General features: G+C 63.6%; 13 protein-coding genes. 3 read left to right on the forward strand and 10 right to left on the reverse strand.

Going from position 1 to position 16143, the window contains the following annotated elements; genetic code table 11:
• Position 1: 1 nt before the first annotated feature.
• Positions 2-1078, reverse strand: coding sequence for an AI-2E family transporter (locus tag KFO72_RS09370; protein ID WP_054928897.1), 1077 nt, complete (start codon positions 1076-1078; stop codon positions 2-4).
• A 97-nt stretch (positions 1079-1175) separates the two neighbouring features.
• On the opposite strand from KFO72_RS09370, the gene purM reads away from it, so the two are divergent.
• Positions 1176-2243: a phosphoribosylformylglycinamidine cyclo-ligase gene (purM, locus tag KFO72_RS09375; RefSeq protein WP_054928896.1), complete on the forward strand. Its 1068-nt coding sequence runs from the start codon at positions 1176-1178 to the stop codon at positions 2241-2243.
• A gap of 872 nt (positions 2244-3115) precedes the next feature.
• On the opposite strand, the gene miaA is transcribed toward purM, so the two are convergent.
• Both miaA and mutL read right to left on the reverse strand, forming a co-directional pair.
• On the reverse strand, positions 3116-4066 hold the full coding sequence (miaA, locus tag KFO72_RS09380; RefSeq protein ID WP_225031945.1) for a tRNA (adenosine(37)-N6)-dimethylallyltransferase MiaA: 951 nt from the start codon (positions 4064-4066) through the stop codon (positions 3116-3118).
• Between the two features lie 58 nt (positions 4067-4124).
• The gene (mutL, locus tag KFO72_RS09385; protein WP_225031946.1) at positions 4125-6221 is read right to left on the reverse strand and encodes a DNA mismatch repair endonuclease MutL; all 2097 of its coding nucleotides are present in this window, start codon (positions 6219-6221) and stop codon (positions 4125-4127) included.
• Between the two features lie 224 nt (positions 6222-6445).
• On the opposite strand from mutL, the gene KFO72_RS09390 reads away from it, so the two are divergent.
• Positions 6446-7135 carry a DedA family protein gene (locus KFO72_RS09390; RefSeq protein ID WP_054928886.1) on the forward strand — a complete coding sequence of 230 codons (690 nt, stop codon included), beginning with the start codon at positions 6446-6448 and terminating at the stop codon, positions 7133-7135.
• Positions 7136-7219: 84 nt separating this feature from the next.
• Here the strand turns inward: KFO72_RS09390 and KFO72_RS09395 are convergent, their stop codons facing one another.
• The 4 genes from KFO72_RS09395 to KFO72_RS09410 all read right to left on the reverse strand — a co-directional run bounded on the left by KFO72_RS09395 (position 7220) and on the right by KFO72_RS09410 (position 11615).
• Positions 7220-8032: a mechanosensitive ion channel family protein gene (locus tag KFO72_RS09395; protein WP_054928885.1), complete on the reverse strand. Its 813-nt coding sequence runs from the start codon at positions 8030-8032 to the stop codon at positions 7220-7222.
• 272 nt (positions 8033-8304) lie between these two features.
• A complete protein-coding gene (locus KFO72_RS09400; protein ID WP_060599719.1) occupies positions 8305-8658 on the reverse strand; it encodes a hypothetical protein in 354 nt (117 codons plus the stop codon).
• A gap of 284 nt (positions 8659-8942) precedes the next feature.
• Entirely contained in the window at positions 8943-10433 is a 1491-nt protein-coding gene (locus KFO72_RS09405; RefSeq protein WP_054928883.1) for an MFS transporter, read from the reverse strand.
• A 147-nt stretch (positions 10434-10580) separates the two neighbouring features.
• Positions 10581-11615, reverse strand: a complete 1035-nt coding sequence (locus KFO72_RS09410; RefSeq protein WP_225031947.1) for a GlxA family transcriptional regulator — start codon at positions 11613-11615, stop codon at positions 10581-10583.
• 218 nt (positions 11616-11833) lie between these two features.
• On the opposite strand from KFO72_RS09410, the gene galU reads away from it, so the two are divergent.
• Positions 11834-12766 carry a UTP--glucose-1-phosphate uridylyltransferase GalU gene (gene galU, locus KFO72_RS09415; RefSeq protein ID WP_225031948.1) on the forward strand — a complete coding sequence of 311 codons (933 nt, stop codon included), beginning with the start codon at positions 11834-11836 and terminating at the stop codon, positions 12764-12766.
• A gap of 92 nt (positions 12767-12858) precedes the next feature.
• Here the strand turns inward: galU and KFO72_RS09420 are convergent, their stop codons facing one another.
• From KFO72_RS09420 to KFO72_RS09430, 3 genes are all read right to left on the reverse strand, one after another.
• Entirely contained in the window at positions 12859-13332 is a 474-nt protein-coding gene (locus KFO72_RS09420; protein ID WP_036002891.1) for a GDP-mannose mannosyl hydrolase, read from the reverse strand.
• A gap of 120 nt (positions 13333-13452) precedes the next feature.
• Positions 13453-13593, reverse strand: coding sequence for a hypothetical protein (locus tag KFO72_RS09425; protein ID WP_167352341.1), 141 nt, complete (start codon positions 13591-13593; stop codon positions 13453-13455).
• A gap of 227 nt (positions 13594-13820) precedes the next feature.
• A complete protein-coding gene (locus KFO72_RS09430) occupies positions 13821-15998 on the reverse strand; it encodes a hypothetical protein (RefSeq protein ID WP_225031949.1) in 2178 nt (725 codons plus the stop codon).
• Between the last annotated feature and the right edge of the window lie 145 nt (positions 15999-16143).

The raw sequence follows: 16143 nt of genomic DNA on the forward strand, positions 1-16143 counted from the left end.
ATCAGTTCTTGTAAAGCGAACTGGACAGATAGCTCTGCCGCAACTCGCGGAACGCGACAGACAGTATCGCGCTGACGGGCAGCGCGAGCAGCACGCCGAAAAAGCCGAACAACTGGCCGAACGCAAGCAGCGCGAAGATTACCGCGAGCGGATGCAGGCCGATCCGTTCGCCGACCAGCCGCGGCGTCAGGAAGAAACTTTCGAGTATCTGGCCGACGCCGTAGATCACCGCGACGGCGCCGAACCCGTACCAGTCGCCGAATTGCAGCAGGGCGGCGAGGAGCGCGAGCGCGAGGCCTGTCGCGAAGCCGATATACGGAATGAACACGGCGAGCCCCGTGAAGATGCCGACGGGCAGCGCGATCTCGAACCCGGCGACATACAGCGCGGCCGCGTAGAACACAGCGAGCACGCCCATCACGAGCAACTGGCCGCGCAGGTACTGCGACAGCATGTGATCCATGTCGCGCGCGAGATGAATGGTCTTCGAAAAAAAGCGTCGCGGGACGAAGCCGCGCAGGCGCGCGAGCATCGCATTCCAGTCGTACAGCAGATAGAACAGCACGAGCGGCACCATCACGACGTTGCCGACCACCGTGAGCATCACGTTCGAGCTGGTGCGGATCGAGGTCCACGCATACAGCACGACCGTCTGCGCGCTGCCTTCGAGCTGGCCCATCACCACGTCGCGGATGCTCGCGAAATCGAGCGGATCGATGATGCCCAGCAACGCCAGCTTGGGCTGCAGCCAGCCATGCAGATGCGAGAAGAACGACGGCACCTGCTGCTTGAGTTGCGGCACTTCCTTCTGGATGACGCCGAGCACCAGCAGCCCCAGCAGCGTGACGATCAAGGCGAAGAACAGGATCATCAGCAGTGCGGCGATGCCGCGCGGGACGTGCCGGCGGGTCATCCACGCGACGCCCGGCTGCAGGATATACGCGAGGATCGCGCCGAGCAGGAACGGCGTGAGCACGGGACTCAACAGCCAGAGCAGAATGCCGACGGCGAGCGCAATGGCAAGCCAGATAAAGGCGCGGCGCTGATACGGCGTGAGGATCGGACTGTTTTGCTGCAAAGCGGGTTTCCCAGGTGTCGTGTCGGCGTCTCAAATTCCAGCCGTGCGGCCGGCATCGGGTAAAATCGCATTTTACCGACCTTCGAGCTCTCCCCCCATGAATCAACCGAAATCCGCCCCGAATTCCCCTGATTCGGCCCAAGGTTTGTCGTATCGCGACGCGGGCGTGGACATCGACGCGGGCGACGCCCTGGTCGACGCGATCAAGCCCTTTGCCAAGAAGACGCTGCGCGACGGCGTGCTGGGCGGCATTGGTGGGTTCGGCGCACTGTTCGAGGTGCCGAAGAAGTACAAGGAGCCGGTGCTCGTATCGGGCACGGACGGCGTCGGCACGAAGCTGAAGCTGGCGTTCCAGCTGAACAAGCATGACACAGTTGGCCAGGATCTCGTCGCGATGAGCGTCAACGACATTCTGGTGCAGGGTGCCGAGCCGCTGTTTTTCCTCGACTACTTTGCGTGCGGCAAGCTGGATGTCGGCACGGCCGCGACGGTCGTGAAGGGCATCGCGCAGGGCTGCGAGCTGGCTGGTTGCGCGTTGATCGGCGGCGAAACGGCTGAAATGCCGGGCATGTATCCGGATGGCGAGTACGACCTGGCGGGTTTTGCGGTCGGCGCGGTGGAAAAGAGCAAGATCATCGACGGCAGCAAGATCGTGCCGGGCGATGTGGTGCTGGGCCTTGCGTCGAGCGGTATTCATTCGAATGGTTTTTCGCTGGTGCGGAAGGTCATTGAGCGCGCCCAGCCGGATCTGAATGCCGATTTCGATGGGCGTTCGCTTGCTGATGCGCTGATGGCGCCTACGCATATTTATGTGAAGCCTTTGCTGGCGTTGATGCAGCAGCTTGAAGTGAAGGGCATGGCGCATATCACGGGCGGCGGGCTCGTGGAGAATATTCCGCGCGTGCTCAGGGAAGGCCTGACGGCCGAGCTGGATCATCGTGCGTGGCCGCTGCCGCCGCTGTTCGCCTGGCTGCAGAAGCATGGCGGGGTGGCTGATGCGGAGATGCATCGGGTGTTCAATTGCGGGATCGGGATGGCGGTTATTGTTTCTGCCGCTGACGCGGATAAGGCGACGGGGTTGCTTTCCGCTGCTGGCGAGCAGGTCTGGAAGATCGGGGTCGTGCGTGATAGCAAGGAAGGCGAGGCGCAGACTGTAGTGGTTTGAGTTGCCTTCCAGGCAGGGTTTATGAAGCCGTCCGGCGGGTGTTGGGCGGCTTTTTTGTTTTGTTGTTTTTGCTTTTGGTTGGGTGTTGTAGGTCTTGGTTGATTTTGCGCTGGCATCCGGGGGCGGTGTTTTGCTGTGCTAGCGGTGCGGTTCTTTTTTGGGGAGCTTTGCGCTGGCATCCGCGATTCGTTAGCGTGCTTCAGGCGTCGCCCCTGTGCGGGGCGGCACCTACTTTTCTTTGCCGCCGCAAAGAAAAGTAGGCAAAAGAAAGCGGCTCACACCGCCAGCGCTTGACGTTTGCCCACGGGCCCCCAACGTCCCCACGCTTCACGCGGCAACGCCCTTATTCGTGCGCGTTGCCAACTCGCTGAATCAACGCCTCACCCGCTTCAAATACCCGTACCCGGTCAAGCGGCAGCGGACGGTATATGCCGCCCAGGTGGCAAACTGTATGTAGGTTGTCGCGTTGTATGAGATAGCGCTCCTACCGGGTGGGACGCGTGCGCTATCGGTCCGGAGTGGTGCACTTATGGCGCGAAAGCCGACACACAGTTTGCCACCTGGGCGGCGGCGGACTGTCTGGCGCGGCGTGCTGAAACGCAGGTGCGTGAAGCGGGTGAGGCGTTGATTCGAAGCGTTGGCAACGAGCACCAGCCACGGTACTGGCGTGTGAAGCGTAGGGCCGTTGGGGGCCCGTGGGCAAACGTCAAGAATTGGCGGTGTGAGCCGCTTTCTTTTGCCTACTTTTCTTTGCGGCGGCAAAGAAAAGTAGGTGCCGCCCCGCACAGGGGCGACGCCTGAAGCAAGCTAACGTAGAGCGGATGCCAGCGCAAAGCCAAAGCAAACCCCCCCGCCTCGCAGACGAAAAAAATTCAGCCAACGACTCGCTCAATAGCCTGCAAGGCAAGCAAAGTAGCATCAACAGCACAACAATCCACCACAACCCGCTCCGACATCCCCCGCAGCCACGTAAGCTGCCTCTTACACAACTGCCGCGTCGCAAAGACGCCCTTATCCCGCATGGTGTCGTAATCGGTCTCACCATCGAGATACTCCCAGGCCTGCCTATACCCGACACACCGCATGGAAGGCAACCCGGGATGCAAATCCCCGCGCGTGCGCAGCCGCTTCACCTCATCGACAAACCCACCCGCCAGCATCGCATCGAACCGCGCCGCAATGCGCGCATGCAACACACTCCGGTCAGACGGTTCCAGCGCAATCGGAACGAATCGATAAAGCCGTGCGGCATCATCATCGCGCGCGGGCGCGGCCAGCAAGGCCGACATCGGCTGCCCCGTCACCATGAACACTTCAAGTGCGCGCTGGATGCGCTGCGAATCGTTCGGAGCGAGGCGCGCAGCCGTCACGGCATCGACAGCCGCGAGGCGCGCATGCAGCGCCGGCCACCCGTCGCGCGCGGCGTCCGCGTCGAGCGTCGCGCGCACGTCGGGATCGGCGGCGGGCAGGTCGTTCAGACCCTGCGTCAACGCCTTGTAGTACAGCATCGTGCCGCCAACCAGCAGCGGCACATTGCCGCGCGCAACAATCTCGCCGACAAGACGCAATGCGTCGGCGCGGAAATCGGCGGCTGAGTAAGCGTCAACGGGATCGACGATGTCGATCAGATGGTGAGGTGCGACGGCGCGTTCCTCCGCCGACGGCTTCGCCGTGCCGATATCCATCTCGCGATACACCAGCGCCGAATCGACGCTGATGATCTCGACAGGCGCGCGCGCCGCGAACGCCAGGGCGGCCGCCGTCTTGCCGGACGCGGTCGGGCCGAGCAGGCAGGCGATCGGTTGGGGTGCGTGCTGCGTCATGAAAGGCGTGATGGCAGGCGTGATGACAAACGTAAGCGGAAGTGCAAAACGGCCCCGCTCACTGTCCGCGCATGAACAGCCGGTCCAGATCGGCAAGCGTCAACTGATACCACGTCGGCCGCCCATGATTGCACTGGTCCGCGCGCTCGGTCGCTTCCATCTGGCGCAGCAGCGCATTCATTTCGTCGAGCGTGAGGCGCCGGTTCGCGCGCACCGCGTGATGGCAGGCGAGCGTGCCGAGCAACTCATGCTGGCGCTCGGTCAGCACGCGCGAGCCGCCGTACGCGTGCAGATCGGACAGCACCGCGCGCGCCAGCGCCTGCAAATCGGCATCCTTCAGCAACGCGGGGACGGCACGAATCGCGATGCTCGTCGGCGACAGCACGGCCAGATCGAAGCCGAGTGCATCGAGCGTCTCGCGCTCCTCTTCGACGACGCCGATCTCGACCCCGTCAGCCGGCATCGAAACAGGAATCAGCAAAGGCTGCACGGCGATCGCGCGGTCCACGAGCGCGTTCTTGAACTGCTCGTACAGAATCCGCTCGTGCGCCGCGTGCATGTCGACGATCACCAGTCCGCGCGCGTTCTGCGCAAGCACGTAGATGCCGTGGATCTGGCCAAGCGCGAAGCCGAGCGGCTGCTCGTCGTTCGCGTCGAAGCTTTGCGGTGCGATGGCCGACTGAGGCGCCAAACCCGTGAAACCCGCAAAACTGGCAGACGCACCGTCATTCCCGACGGAATCCGCCGCGTCGCGCAGTTCGAAAGAAGTCGTGCCTTGCGGCGTGCCCGCGCCCGTGTCCTTGCGGCCGAACAACGCGTCGTAGAGCGCGAGCGGCTGCGCGACGGGCAGCGTGCCTTGCGTCATGCGCGCCTGGCGCAGCCAGGTGTTGCCCGGCTGTGAACTGCCGCCATCGCTGACGCGGAAACCGCCGCCGAGCGGCGTCGAGCCAAATGAACCGGGCGTCGCGGACGTTGCCGGTGCTGCAGGCGTCGGAAAAGGCATCGGCTCGATGCGCGCAGCGTGCCCGCCCGACGTCGTTTCCGGCGATGCGCCCGCGTGCCGCGCAAGCGAGCGCTGCACGGCATGGAACACGAACTGGTGAATCGAACGCGAATCGCGAAAGCGCACTTCGATCTTCGACGGATGCACGTTCACGTCGACGGCCTCGGGCGGCAGATCGAGGAACAGCACATACGACGGATAACGGTCGCCGTGCAGCACATCTTCATAGGCGGCGCGCACGGCGTGCGTGAGCAGCTTGTCGCGCACGAAGCGGCCGTTGACGAAGAAATACTGTTGGTCGGCGCGTCCGCGGCTCGCGGTCGGCAGACCGGCGCAGCCGTAAACGGCCAGCGGTCCCGCCGATTCGTCGAGCGGCAGATGCGCGGTCGCGAACGTCTCGCCGAGAATCTTCGCGACGCGCGTGGCGGGATCGCTGGCGTTCCAGTGTTCGACGGCGCGGCCGTTATGCAGCACCGAAATCGCGACGTCGGGCCGCGCAAGCGCCGCGCGCCGGATCATTTCCAGGCAATGTCCCAGCTCGGTCTGTTCGCTCTTGAGGAATTTGCGGCGCGCGGGCGTGTTGAAGTACAGCTCGCGCACTTCGATCGTCGTGCCGCGCGTGCCCGCCGCGGGCGACAGCGCGCCCGTCTGCGCGTCGATGCGCGTCGCGTGCGAATCGCTCTCGGTGCGGCTCGTGATGTGCATATCCGACACCGACGCGATCGACGCCAGCGCTTCGCCGCGAAACCCGAGCGTCGCGACGGCTTCGAGCTCGGCGAGCGAGCGGATTTTGCTGGTCGCGTGACGCATCAGCGCGAGCGCGAGCTCGCTTTCGGGAATGCCGCAGCCGTCGTCGGTGATCGAGATGCGCTTGACGCCGCCTTCGTCGAGCAGGATGCGCAGCGTCTTCGCGCCCGCATCGAGCGCATTTTCGAGCAATTCCTTCACCACCGACGCCGGCCGCTCGACCACTTCGCCCGCGGCGATCTGGCTGATCAGCTGGTCGGGCAACGGCTGGATCGCGCGCAGCGGACGAGGCGTGACGGCGGCTTCGGTTGCGCTCGCGTCGCGGCTGGACGCGGGAGCCGGCGCATCATCTGCGTCGGCGGGCGCGTCGGCACGCGTTTCGGAGGATTCGGGGATTGCGGACATGGCGAAATTATAGCGATTCGTCGTAGATCGTCTGAACGCGCAGACAACGGACGACATTTTTTAAGGTCGTCATGGCACTTTCGGTATCATGGCGCGGTCAATTTCCTGCCTCGGGATGCTTCGTCACTGCCGTGACCTGCACGAGGCGCGCCATACGGGACCGCGCCGCCGAGACGGGCCGCCGTCCCCGTCATGCCAGCCATCTGCTTTTAAAAGGACGACCTTTGGACACGCTGCTGCAATTCGTCAATCTTGTCCTGCACATCGACAAGTTTCTGGGAGTCTTCATCCATCAGTACGGCGCGTGGGTCTACGCGGTACTGTTCCTCATCGTGTTCTGCGAAACGGGCCTCGTCGTGTTGCCGTTCCTGCCGGGCGACTCGCTGCTGTTCATCGGCGGCGCGTTCTGCGCGACGGGCGAAATGAACATCGAGCTGCTGATCGTGCTGCTGCTGGTGGCGGCCATACTCGGCAACACGGTGAACTACATGATTGGCCGAGCAATCGGGCCGAAGGTGTTCGAGTCGCACATACCCGTGCTCGAACGGTTCCTCGATCGCGAGGCGCTGCGCAAGACACACAACTTCTACGAGCGCCACGGCGGCAAGACCATCGTGCTCGCGCGTTTCATTCCCGTCGTGCGGACCTTTGCGCCGTTCGTCGCGGGCGCGTCGCAGATGAGCGTCAAGCGGTTCCAGATCTTCAACGTCGCGGGCGCGCTGTTCTGGGTTCTGCTTCTGACGCTGCTCGGTTTCTTCTTCGGCAATATTCCGTTCATCCGCCAGTATCTGAATGTGATCGTGCTGGTCGGCATCGGCGCCGCCATCGTGCCCGTCGCGCTCGGCGCGTTGTGGAAGATCATGCGCAGCAAGCGTCAGCCGGAGCGCTCGGCCGGTAACAACACCGGGCAATGACGAAGGCGAGCAGCAGGCATCCCCACGCGATGCCTGCTGCGCACAAGACCCGATCGGTCAGCCCGATCAATCGCAACGGCAACGCTAGGACGCCACACGGCGCACGACAGGCGTTTCCGGCGTCGGATAGCCCGCTTCGCGGAAGGTATCGACGATCGCGCGATTCGTGTCGAAATACACCTGCCAGTAGTTGTCGTTGTGCGTGTAAGGCCGCACGCATAGCAGCGGACCTTCGGGCGTGAACGACAGCACTTCGATATCAGGCGGCGGACTCTCGGACACATTCGGAATCTTCGTGATGGCGGCCCGCAACCGGTTCGCTGCATCGATGGGATCGACGCCGTTCGCGACCTTCGCGGTCAGCTCGACACGCCGCACCGGCTGCGCGCTGAAGTTCGAGATGACGCCCGAGAAGATCGTGTTGTTGCCGACGATGGTCAGCACGTTGTCGGGCGTGATGATCGTCGTGCCGAACAGGCCGAGTTCCTGAACCGTGCCCGTCACGCCGCCCGCCGTCACGAAATCGCCGACCTTGAACGGTCGCAGCACCTGCATGAAGACGCCCGCCGCGAAATGCGCGAGCAGACCGCCCCACGCGGTGCCGATCGCGAGACCGAGGCCCGCGAGCAGCGCGGCGAACGAGGTGGTCTGCACGCCGAACACCTGCAAGATCGCGAGGATCAGGATCAGGTTCAGAAGCCCACCGAGGATCGAGCCAAGGTAGTGCGCGAGCGTCGGATCGACCTTGCTGTTGCGCGCGAGCACCTTGCGCAGCAGGCCGATGACGAGCCCGATGACCCATCGCCCGACGATCCACAGAACGATTGCACCGAGTACCTCGGTCCCGAAGTCGATGCCTCGGGTCATCAGAAAGACGCGTACGGCTTCGATATCCACGATTCCCTCGCTTGAGTCGGTTCGTATGACTGACTGCGTGCGTGCGACTGCGCAGTGGACGCGAGGCGGACCAGCAGGGCGGACGCCGCGTCCATCGCTTGTGCTACACGACGTTGTTATCCGTACGGCGAACGGCTTGAGCGGGCAGGTTGCCCGATATGCGAGAAACGGCGGCGCTGTTGCCGCCGCTTGCAATCATCGACTGTTATAGGCGATGGCGCGGCCGTGAGCAAGAGATATTCCCGGCTGGGAACGGCCTGCGCCCGTCGCCGTCAATTGGCGGAAGGCGACGTGCGGATCACGGTGTGCGCACCGGCGCGCCCGGCTGCCTTGCGGCTGCGCATGCGCGACAGGCCGATGGCGATGCCGCTTGCCGTCGCGTACGCGGCAAGGCGCGGAATGAACGCTTGCATGGTGCTGAACTTGCCATAGCGCGCCTGCGAATCGGCGAACACCAGAAAGGTCAACGCCGCATCGAACAGCAGTGCTATCGCGACGAACACCACGAACACCAGATAGCCGTCCACTTTCGCATCGGGCCTCATCCAGTTGATCACGCAACATGCCGTCAGCAGCGCGGCGAGGATGATCAGGTTCGAAATCAGATCGAGCAGGAAATTGACCATGACCTTGAGATGAAAACGTTCTTTTACGAATGCCCGCTCGCAAGGTGACGTCGATGTGCGTTCACCACTTGGGCATGGCGGCGCGATCATTGCACGTCTTTCCATCTCGATAAATGCAAATATCTGGACTCCAGAACAAGGCGTTGGCGACGCACGACACGCGATGCGTTTTCTCAACGTTTGCGCCGCCAAATGTAAAAAAGGGTCTCCGGTTGCCCGGAGACCCTTGTCGATCTGACGACGACAGCGAATCTCCCGCTGTCCCGCCCGGCGTCGGAAGCGCGCTACTGCCCGAGCGACGCGGCCGGCGCGAAGTCTTCCGCGTCTACGTCGTAGCCCGACGGCTCCCAACGAATTGCGAGCAACGCAATCAGGCCGCACAGCGGTGCGACGGCGATGATCCAGAACACGCGCGTATGCAGCGCGGCGGCGAGCACGGGGAACAGGAACAGCGAGACGGTCGAGCTCGCGCGCATCAGCGTCTGATTGAAGCCGACGCCGACGCCGCGCAGCGAAGTCGGATAGCTCAGCGAAGCGAACGTCATGCTGTGCGAGCCCGGACCGAACCCTTGGCCGAACAGGAACAGCGCGAGCATCGCGATCGCGGTGGCAACCTGCGCGCTGCCCGCCGGCTTGCCGACGACGGCCAGACCGACCAGCGCGACCAGCTGGCACGCATAGCCGAGCACCGTCATGTTCCATGCGCCGAACTTCGGCACCGTGCGCACCGCGATGATGCCGCCGACGAACGCGAACGCGAGATTGAGCACGAGCGACGCGAGGATCGTGGTGAGCATCGACTGCGCGAGGAAGCTCGAGATGATCACCGGCAAGCCGAACGCGACCGCGTTATACGCGAACGACGACGCGATCGCGATGACCGTCGCGAGCACCGTGCGCTTCAGATAGACGCCTTTGAGCAGCGTGCCGTAGTTTCTCCACGACGCCGTGCGCACATGGCTCTGTTTCGCGTTGGCCGCGGCGTCTTGCGCGACTTCCGCATCGATGCCGTACGAGCGCTTGAGAATCTGCGCGGCGCCGTTCAGGTCGCCCTGATTCGCTGCCCACACGGGCGACTCGCTGATATAGCGGCTGCGGATCAGGATGATGACAATGGCGGGCACGGCGCCAAAGCCGAGAATCAGACGCCATAGCAGCGGCTGATGGCTCTCCGGCAAGGTCGCATAGAACGCCAGCACGAGCAGATACGACACGCTGATTGCGGCATACCAGACGGGGCACCACATCGCGACGCGCGAGGCCTTGTTGCCTTTGCCTTGCAGCCGCGAGAACTCGGCGAGAAACGCCATCGCAACGGGCAGGTCGATACCGACGCCGAGGCCCATCACGAAACGCGCACCGCCGAGCACCCATGCGTTCGGCGCGAACGCGCAGGCGAGCGCGGCGATCACGAAGAAGAACATGTCGGCCATGAACACGCGATAGCGGCCGATGCGGTCGGTCAGAAAGCCGCCGAGAAACGCGCCGACGATCGCGCCGAACGTGATCGCCGAAGCGACGAAGCCGGTGCCGGCAGGCGTCAGCGAGAATTCGCGCGCGACGTCCTTGAGGCCGAAGGCGAGGGCGCCGAGATCGTAGGCATCGAGAAACACGCCGCCGAGCGCGATCGCGACGACGATGCGCGCGTCGCTGCCAATGGCGGCGCCCTGGTTGACGAGTGCCGAGACATCGGCGGCGGAACGGATGACAGGCTTGTTGTGCGCGCGGGAAGATGCTTGCGCGACGCCTGTTTCGGGCGCGAGAACGGTGGACATGCGGCTGGGCGCAAAACGCGCAAAAGGGCGAATCCTAAGGGCGCCTGGCCGCTGCCACCAACGTTATTTTTGTTATTAGCTCATGCCCGCGTTGATGCGCAACGCATCGTCCCAAATACGGGAATGGTGACCGGCGCGCGGCCGGGATCAGCTCTTCGACACGCTGTGCCGATGTGCCGCGCGATAGTCGGTCGGAGAAATGGACAGGCGCTTGCGGAAGATCTTCGCGAGTCCGTCGCCGCTGCGCACGCCGCAGCGCCGTGCGATCCCGTCGATCGACATGTCGGTCTCCGTCAGCAGCAGGCAGCTCGCGTCGAGCCGGGCGCGCAGCAGGTATTCCGACGGCGTGAGCCCCACCTGCGCCTTGAAGCGCCGCAGGAAATTGCGCTCGCTCATCTTCGCGACTTCGGCGGCTTCCGCCACGGAAATGTGACGCGTGTAGTTCTCGCGGATCCAGTGCGCGGCCGTCGTGATCTTGCGGGTGATGCCCTTTTTTTCGTCGTCGTCGAGAATCGCATCGAGGCGCCGCGACGTGCCCGACAGCGCGCGCTCGGACACGAGCCGTGCGATCGGCGTGCCGTGATCGCGTTTGATGACCGTGAGCGCCGCCGCGATCGAACGCACGGGCGCGTCGACGTCGATCGAGGCGCCGGGTTCGATGTGCCATTGCGTGTCGTTCACGACGGGGGCGACGGGTTGGCCGGAGTCGTCGGTTGGGCCCGACATGCTGCGCCAGCCGCGCCGCTCGAAAGCGAGATCGGCGGCCGCCAGCACGCCGAGGCCTTCGTCGAGCGCCTTGACGACGCGGATTTTCGGCGCGATCGCGCGGAGGCGCCGGATGAGACGCTCGTTCGCCTTCGCGCGCGACGCGCCCGGGCCGCCGACGATGAACAGCGTATCGAAGCCGTTCAGCAGCGGTCCATTGAGGCTCTCCGTCCACACGCGCAGCGAACAGCTGCTGACGACGCTGCCGCCCATTTCGGACAGCATGACGATCGAATAGGAGGGTTCGATGCTGGCACCCTCGGGGCCGGATTGATCGGCCTGTGCTTCGTTGGCGAGTCGGAATGCGTCAGCGAGCAGACACACGTCGCTCAGCGGAAATCGTTCAAAAACGAGAATGCCGATACGTTTGACCATGTGCCCGACATTGACGACTGCGCTCGACGAGGTTGAATCCATCCATCGACTCACCGCGTGCTCATATCGCATCGTCTGTCTCCAGTGCCGAGGACGGCGAAAGAATGAAGGTCTGCGTGCCTTGGGTCCATCATAGGCCCAGGTTTTTAAGCACTGGCGGTTTGAGTCGGAAAATACCGAGAAGTTGGCAGATCGGCTCGATATTCGCGGAATACGCTGGCGTATCGATGCTTATCAAACCACTCAAAAGAGGCGCGAGCATGCTTAGCATACGCAAGGCGGTGTTTCCCGTGGCCGGACTCGGCACCCGATTCCTCCCCGCGACGAAGGCGAGCCCGAAAGAAATGCTGCCCGTCGTCGACAAACCGCTGATCCAGTACGCGGTCGAAGAGGCGATCGCGGCGGGCATCACCGAGATGATCTTTGTCACGGGGCGCAGCAAGCGCGCAATCGAAGACCATTTCGACAAGTCCTACGAGGTCGAGTGCGAACTGCTCGCGCGCGGCAAGCTCGCTTTGCTGGAACTGGTGCAGAACATCAAGCCGAGCCACGTCGAATGCTGCTATGTGCGCCAGCCGGAGCCGCTCGGGCTCGGCCACGCGGTGCTGTGCGCGGAAAAACTGGTCGGCGACGAGCCGTTCGCCGTGATGCTCGCCGACGACCTGCTCGACGGCGAGCCGCCCGTTCTGTCGCAGATGGTGAGCCTGTTCAATCACTATCACTGCTCGATTGTCGGTGTCGAGGAGATCGGCAAGCAGGAATCGCGCTCGTATGGCGTGATCGACGGCAAGCGTTGGGACGATCGGCTCTTCAAGATGTCGGGCATCGTCGAAAAGCCCGCGCCGGAGGACGCGCCGTCGAATCTCGGCGTCGTGGGCCGCTACGTGCTGATGCCCGCGATCTTCGATCACCTGCGCCGCCAGCGAGCCGGTGCGGGCGGCGAGATCCAGCTCACGGATGCCATCCAGTCGCTGCTCGGCTCGGAACAGGCCCTCGGGTACCAGTACCACGGCAAGCGCTTCGACTGCGGCAGCAAGCTCGGCTACCTGAAGGCGACGGTCGAGTTCGCGTTGCGCCATCCCGAGGTGAAAGATGCGTTCGATGCCTATTTGCGCGGCCGTATGCAAGGCGAACCCGGCGCGAACGGCGAGGGCGTCCAGGAAGAGCTGGGCGAACTGTTGAGCCGGGTCTGATTCCGGCGCGCGCAAGCGGCGTGGCGGCGCGAACTACCGCGCCGCATTCATGGTGAAAAGACACGGCCCGCCGGCGAACGTTGCCGGCGGACTCAGCGGAAATACGCCTTGGTGTTTTCGTGCACGTCGTCGCGCGCGAGCAGCGCTTCGGGCGTGAGCCAGATATAGCGGCTGTGCTGGTCGAAGCGCCCGACAGACGCCGTGTTCTCGAGCGTCAGGAAGTACGCGATCACGACGTAGTGCGTCGTGATCTTCTCCGCGCCCGCGAAATTGTCTTTATAAAGGTGTTCGAACAGACCGCCGAAACGCGCGGCCGCGCGCTCCATGCCGGAGATGCCGAGTTCCGCGTCGACGATGCGCGTGAACGCCGCGTCGAGCCTTTCGTTCTTGCAGATGCGCCCGCCCGGCACGAACCAGGTGCCGAGCGCCGGGCGATTGCGCCGATGCCCGACGAGCACTCGCCCCGCGTAGTCGGACACGATCAGGTCGATCGACACGAGCGGTGTCATCTTGACGACCTGGAGAAAATCGCCTGCTTCGAGATAATCGGCACACGTGGCGGCCATGTCTCTCTCTCGTCATGTAGTCTTGTTTAATGGATGCAGCGAAACGGCATGCAGCACGATGCCGCGTCACACGCTTCGCACGTGTGACGGGCGGCCGGCGTGCTCGGCCGGCTTGCCTGTCTATTGATCGTGATCGCTGGCGAACAGCCGCGACGCGGTACCGAACAGAAGGGCGATGGCAACGGCGACGCCCACGCTAAGCAGCAGCCAGGACGCCAGCATTGCGACCACCATCACCATGATCCAGCCCAAACCGGTCATTCCACCGCTCCGTCGTCATGGCCTCGATGGTTTGCGCTACGTGACGCGCGCATTTCGCGCGGCTTGCAGCATTGCACAGAGTCTAGACGCAGCAATAAAACGCGGTTCTGTCGTCTGACGCCTAAATGCCGTCTTGTATGGCCAAAGTGAAATGGGGCGCGTGGGCGTGGGTTATGCGCCGTTTTGTGCACGCTTTCGTCACGGCGCGATCAAGGCGATGACGATGGTCATGGCGCGACATAACCCGCAGGCGTCGTGACGTTGGCCTTCATCACGGCCGCATTCGACGACACCACATACACGGGCGTCTCCGTCAGCGCGAGCGACACGTAACCATCTTCGTACGGGATGCTCGCCGGATTGCCCATCATGTCGAACACCGTGACCTTGCCTGCCGTGCCCGGCGCATCGACCTGAAGACGCCACGCAACGCCCGCTGTCGGATCGAAGTGAGTCGACTTGTTCCACCTGGCGTTGTCGTGCGTCCAGGCGGCCGTGACGATCTTGCCGTTGTTCAGGCGTTGAAATGCGTACGCGTAGACGCCTGCGGGCGTGCGCTTGACGGGCCCGAGCGTAGCCGTGCCGTCGATCAGCCGCGTCATCGCGACAATCGCGGAGGCGGCCGGCTTCGGGCTGACCGTGCTCGGACCGAAGGCGCCCTTCGGATGTTCGAGGTCGAAGAACACGCCGTAGCCCGGCGTCGCAGCGGGCGAGTCGTTCGAATAGAAGATGTAGGTCATGTCGGCGCCTTCGCCGAGCAGGATCAGATGCGTCCGCGCGACGACGGCGCCTTGCGCGTACAGCACATCGTTGGGCGGATAGCGCGGGCCGTACTCTTCGCCGACGTCGTAGCTGATCCCCGTCTCCGTTGCGAACAGCTTCGCGCCTGGCTTGTACTGTTCCGTCATCACGCGTCGCAGGGCGCGCATCGCGTTCGGCAGCGCGTATTGCGCCTGTTGCGGATTGCTGTCGTTCATCAGGCGCTCGGGCGGATGCGACGGGCTGTTGCCGCCCGGATCGTAGTAGCCGTGAATGGCGATTCCGTCGAGATACCTGGGCAGACCGAGCGGCGCGAGACGCTTGAGCCATTCGATATTGCCAACCACCGATCCAAACGTGGGGCCCATCACGACAGCGTTCGGGTCGGTCGCATGAATGCCTTCATGCACGGACTTATATAGTTGGACGAAATTCGCATCGGTGTCGCGCCAGGGTAGGCCGCCTGCCGGATCGGGCTCCCATGTCACCTGATAGTAGTTGCTCGATTGGGTCGGAAAGACCGTGCTGCGCACGCGGCTCGATTCAGTACCGACGCGCTGCATGTATTCGCGCAGCGCGTCCGTCGACTTCGGCAGATAGCTATGCGTCTGCTTGCCCGTGGGACTTGCCCAACCAGGAAAGCCATCGAGCTGGATCAGCCGCAGCAGGTCGCCTTTGCGGAAGAACGGCGCGAGTTGTCGCGTGGCGGGATTGAAGGTGTCCGCGCGATCCGGTTCTTCCTTGTACCAGTTGCGGTTGTCGTTGACCCAGGTGAGGCCCAGCCGCGTATACAGCGGACGATAGCCGTCGCCGTCGCAGCAGCGCTGGCCGGGTCCGACGAACGCGCCGCCCTGGCCGCCGAAGCGATGCAGGTCCGCGTGCGCGTAATGAACGGGCGGCACGCTCGCCGACACATCGGGCAGCACGCCGAAGGTCGCGATGCCGAGCGGGCGCGTGCCGCGCGCCGCCAATTGCCCATGCGCCGTCTCCAGCGATGCCGACAATGCGAAGTATCCCGCTAGCGAAGACTCGCAATTCAAGGTCACCTGACGCGCGCCTTGCGCGACGCCATACGTACCGCTTGCCTGCACGGTGCCCCATGCGTCGCGGACTTTCCACGCGAGCTTGTCGTCGCGCGGCGCGCGTGTCGTGATGACAATCCGGAACGAACGGTCGAGCGGAAAGAGGCGCGTGCCGTCGCTTCCGGGTGTGTCCGCGTCGATGAGATCGCCCTGTGCGTTCGCCGCCGCCACGTCGGACGATTTGTTACAACGGAGTCCTTGAGAATCGTTCGCACGAGGCGGCGCTTTCATCGGCCATCCGTTGTCGTCGGACGTGTCGTTGGTGGATGCAGTTTTGGCTTTGGCGGAAGCGGAAGGGCTGGCTGCATCGGGTGCGCCCGCGATCCAGCATTGCTTGAGTTCGCCAGGCGCGGGGTCGCCGAATATTCCGTTGTCGCAAGGCGTGCCGTTCGTCAGCGACTTGACCGTATTGTGCGACTCGCTGCCGTAACGGACGTCGCGCGTGCCGCTGAAACTGCACCTGCCGCGCTCGTCCGCGCAATGCGTCCAGTTAGCAGGAGCCTGTTCGTTATCGGCCGATGCATTGTCACAGCCGCTCGCTATCGCAACGGATACGAGTAGCATGGCCGCTCGCAAGCTGAACGAAGCATTGCGTGAAAGATGCGGTGAAAAATCCAATGCGCATCTCTTACCGATAATGTTATCGCCATCAGTCATTCTTCCCCCAAACGGTATTGATGACCGGTTACGCGCATATCGAGCGACCCAG

This window comes from Paraburkholderia sp. XV (genome assembly GCF_020177535.1).
GTDB classification, from domain to species: domain Bacteria; phylum Pseudomonadota; class Gammaproteobacteria; order Burkholderiales; family Burkholderiaceae; genus Paraburkholderia; species Paraburkholderia caribensis.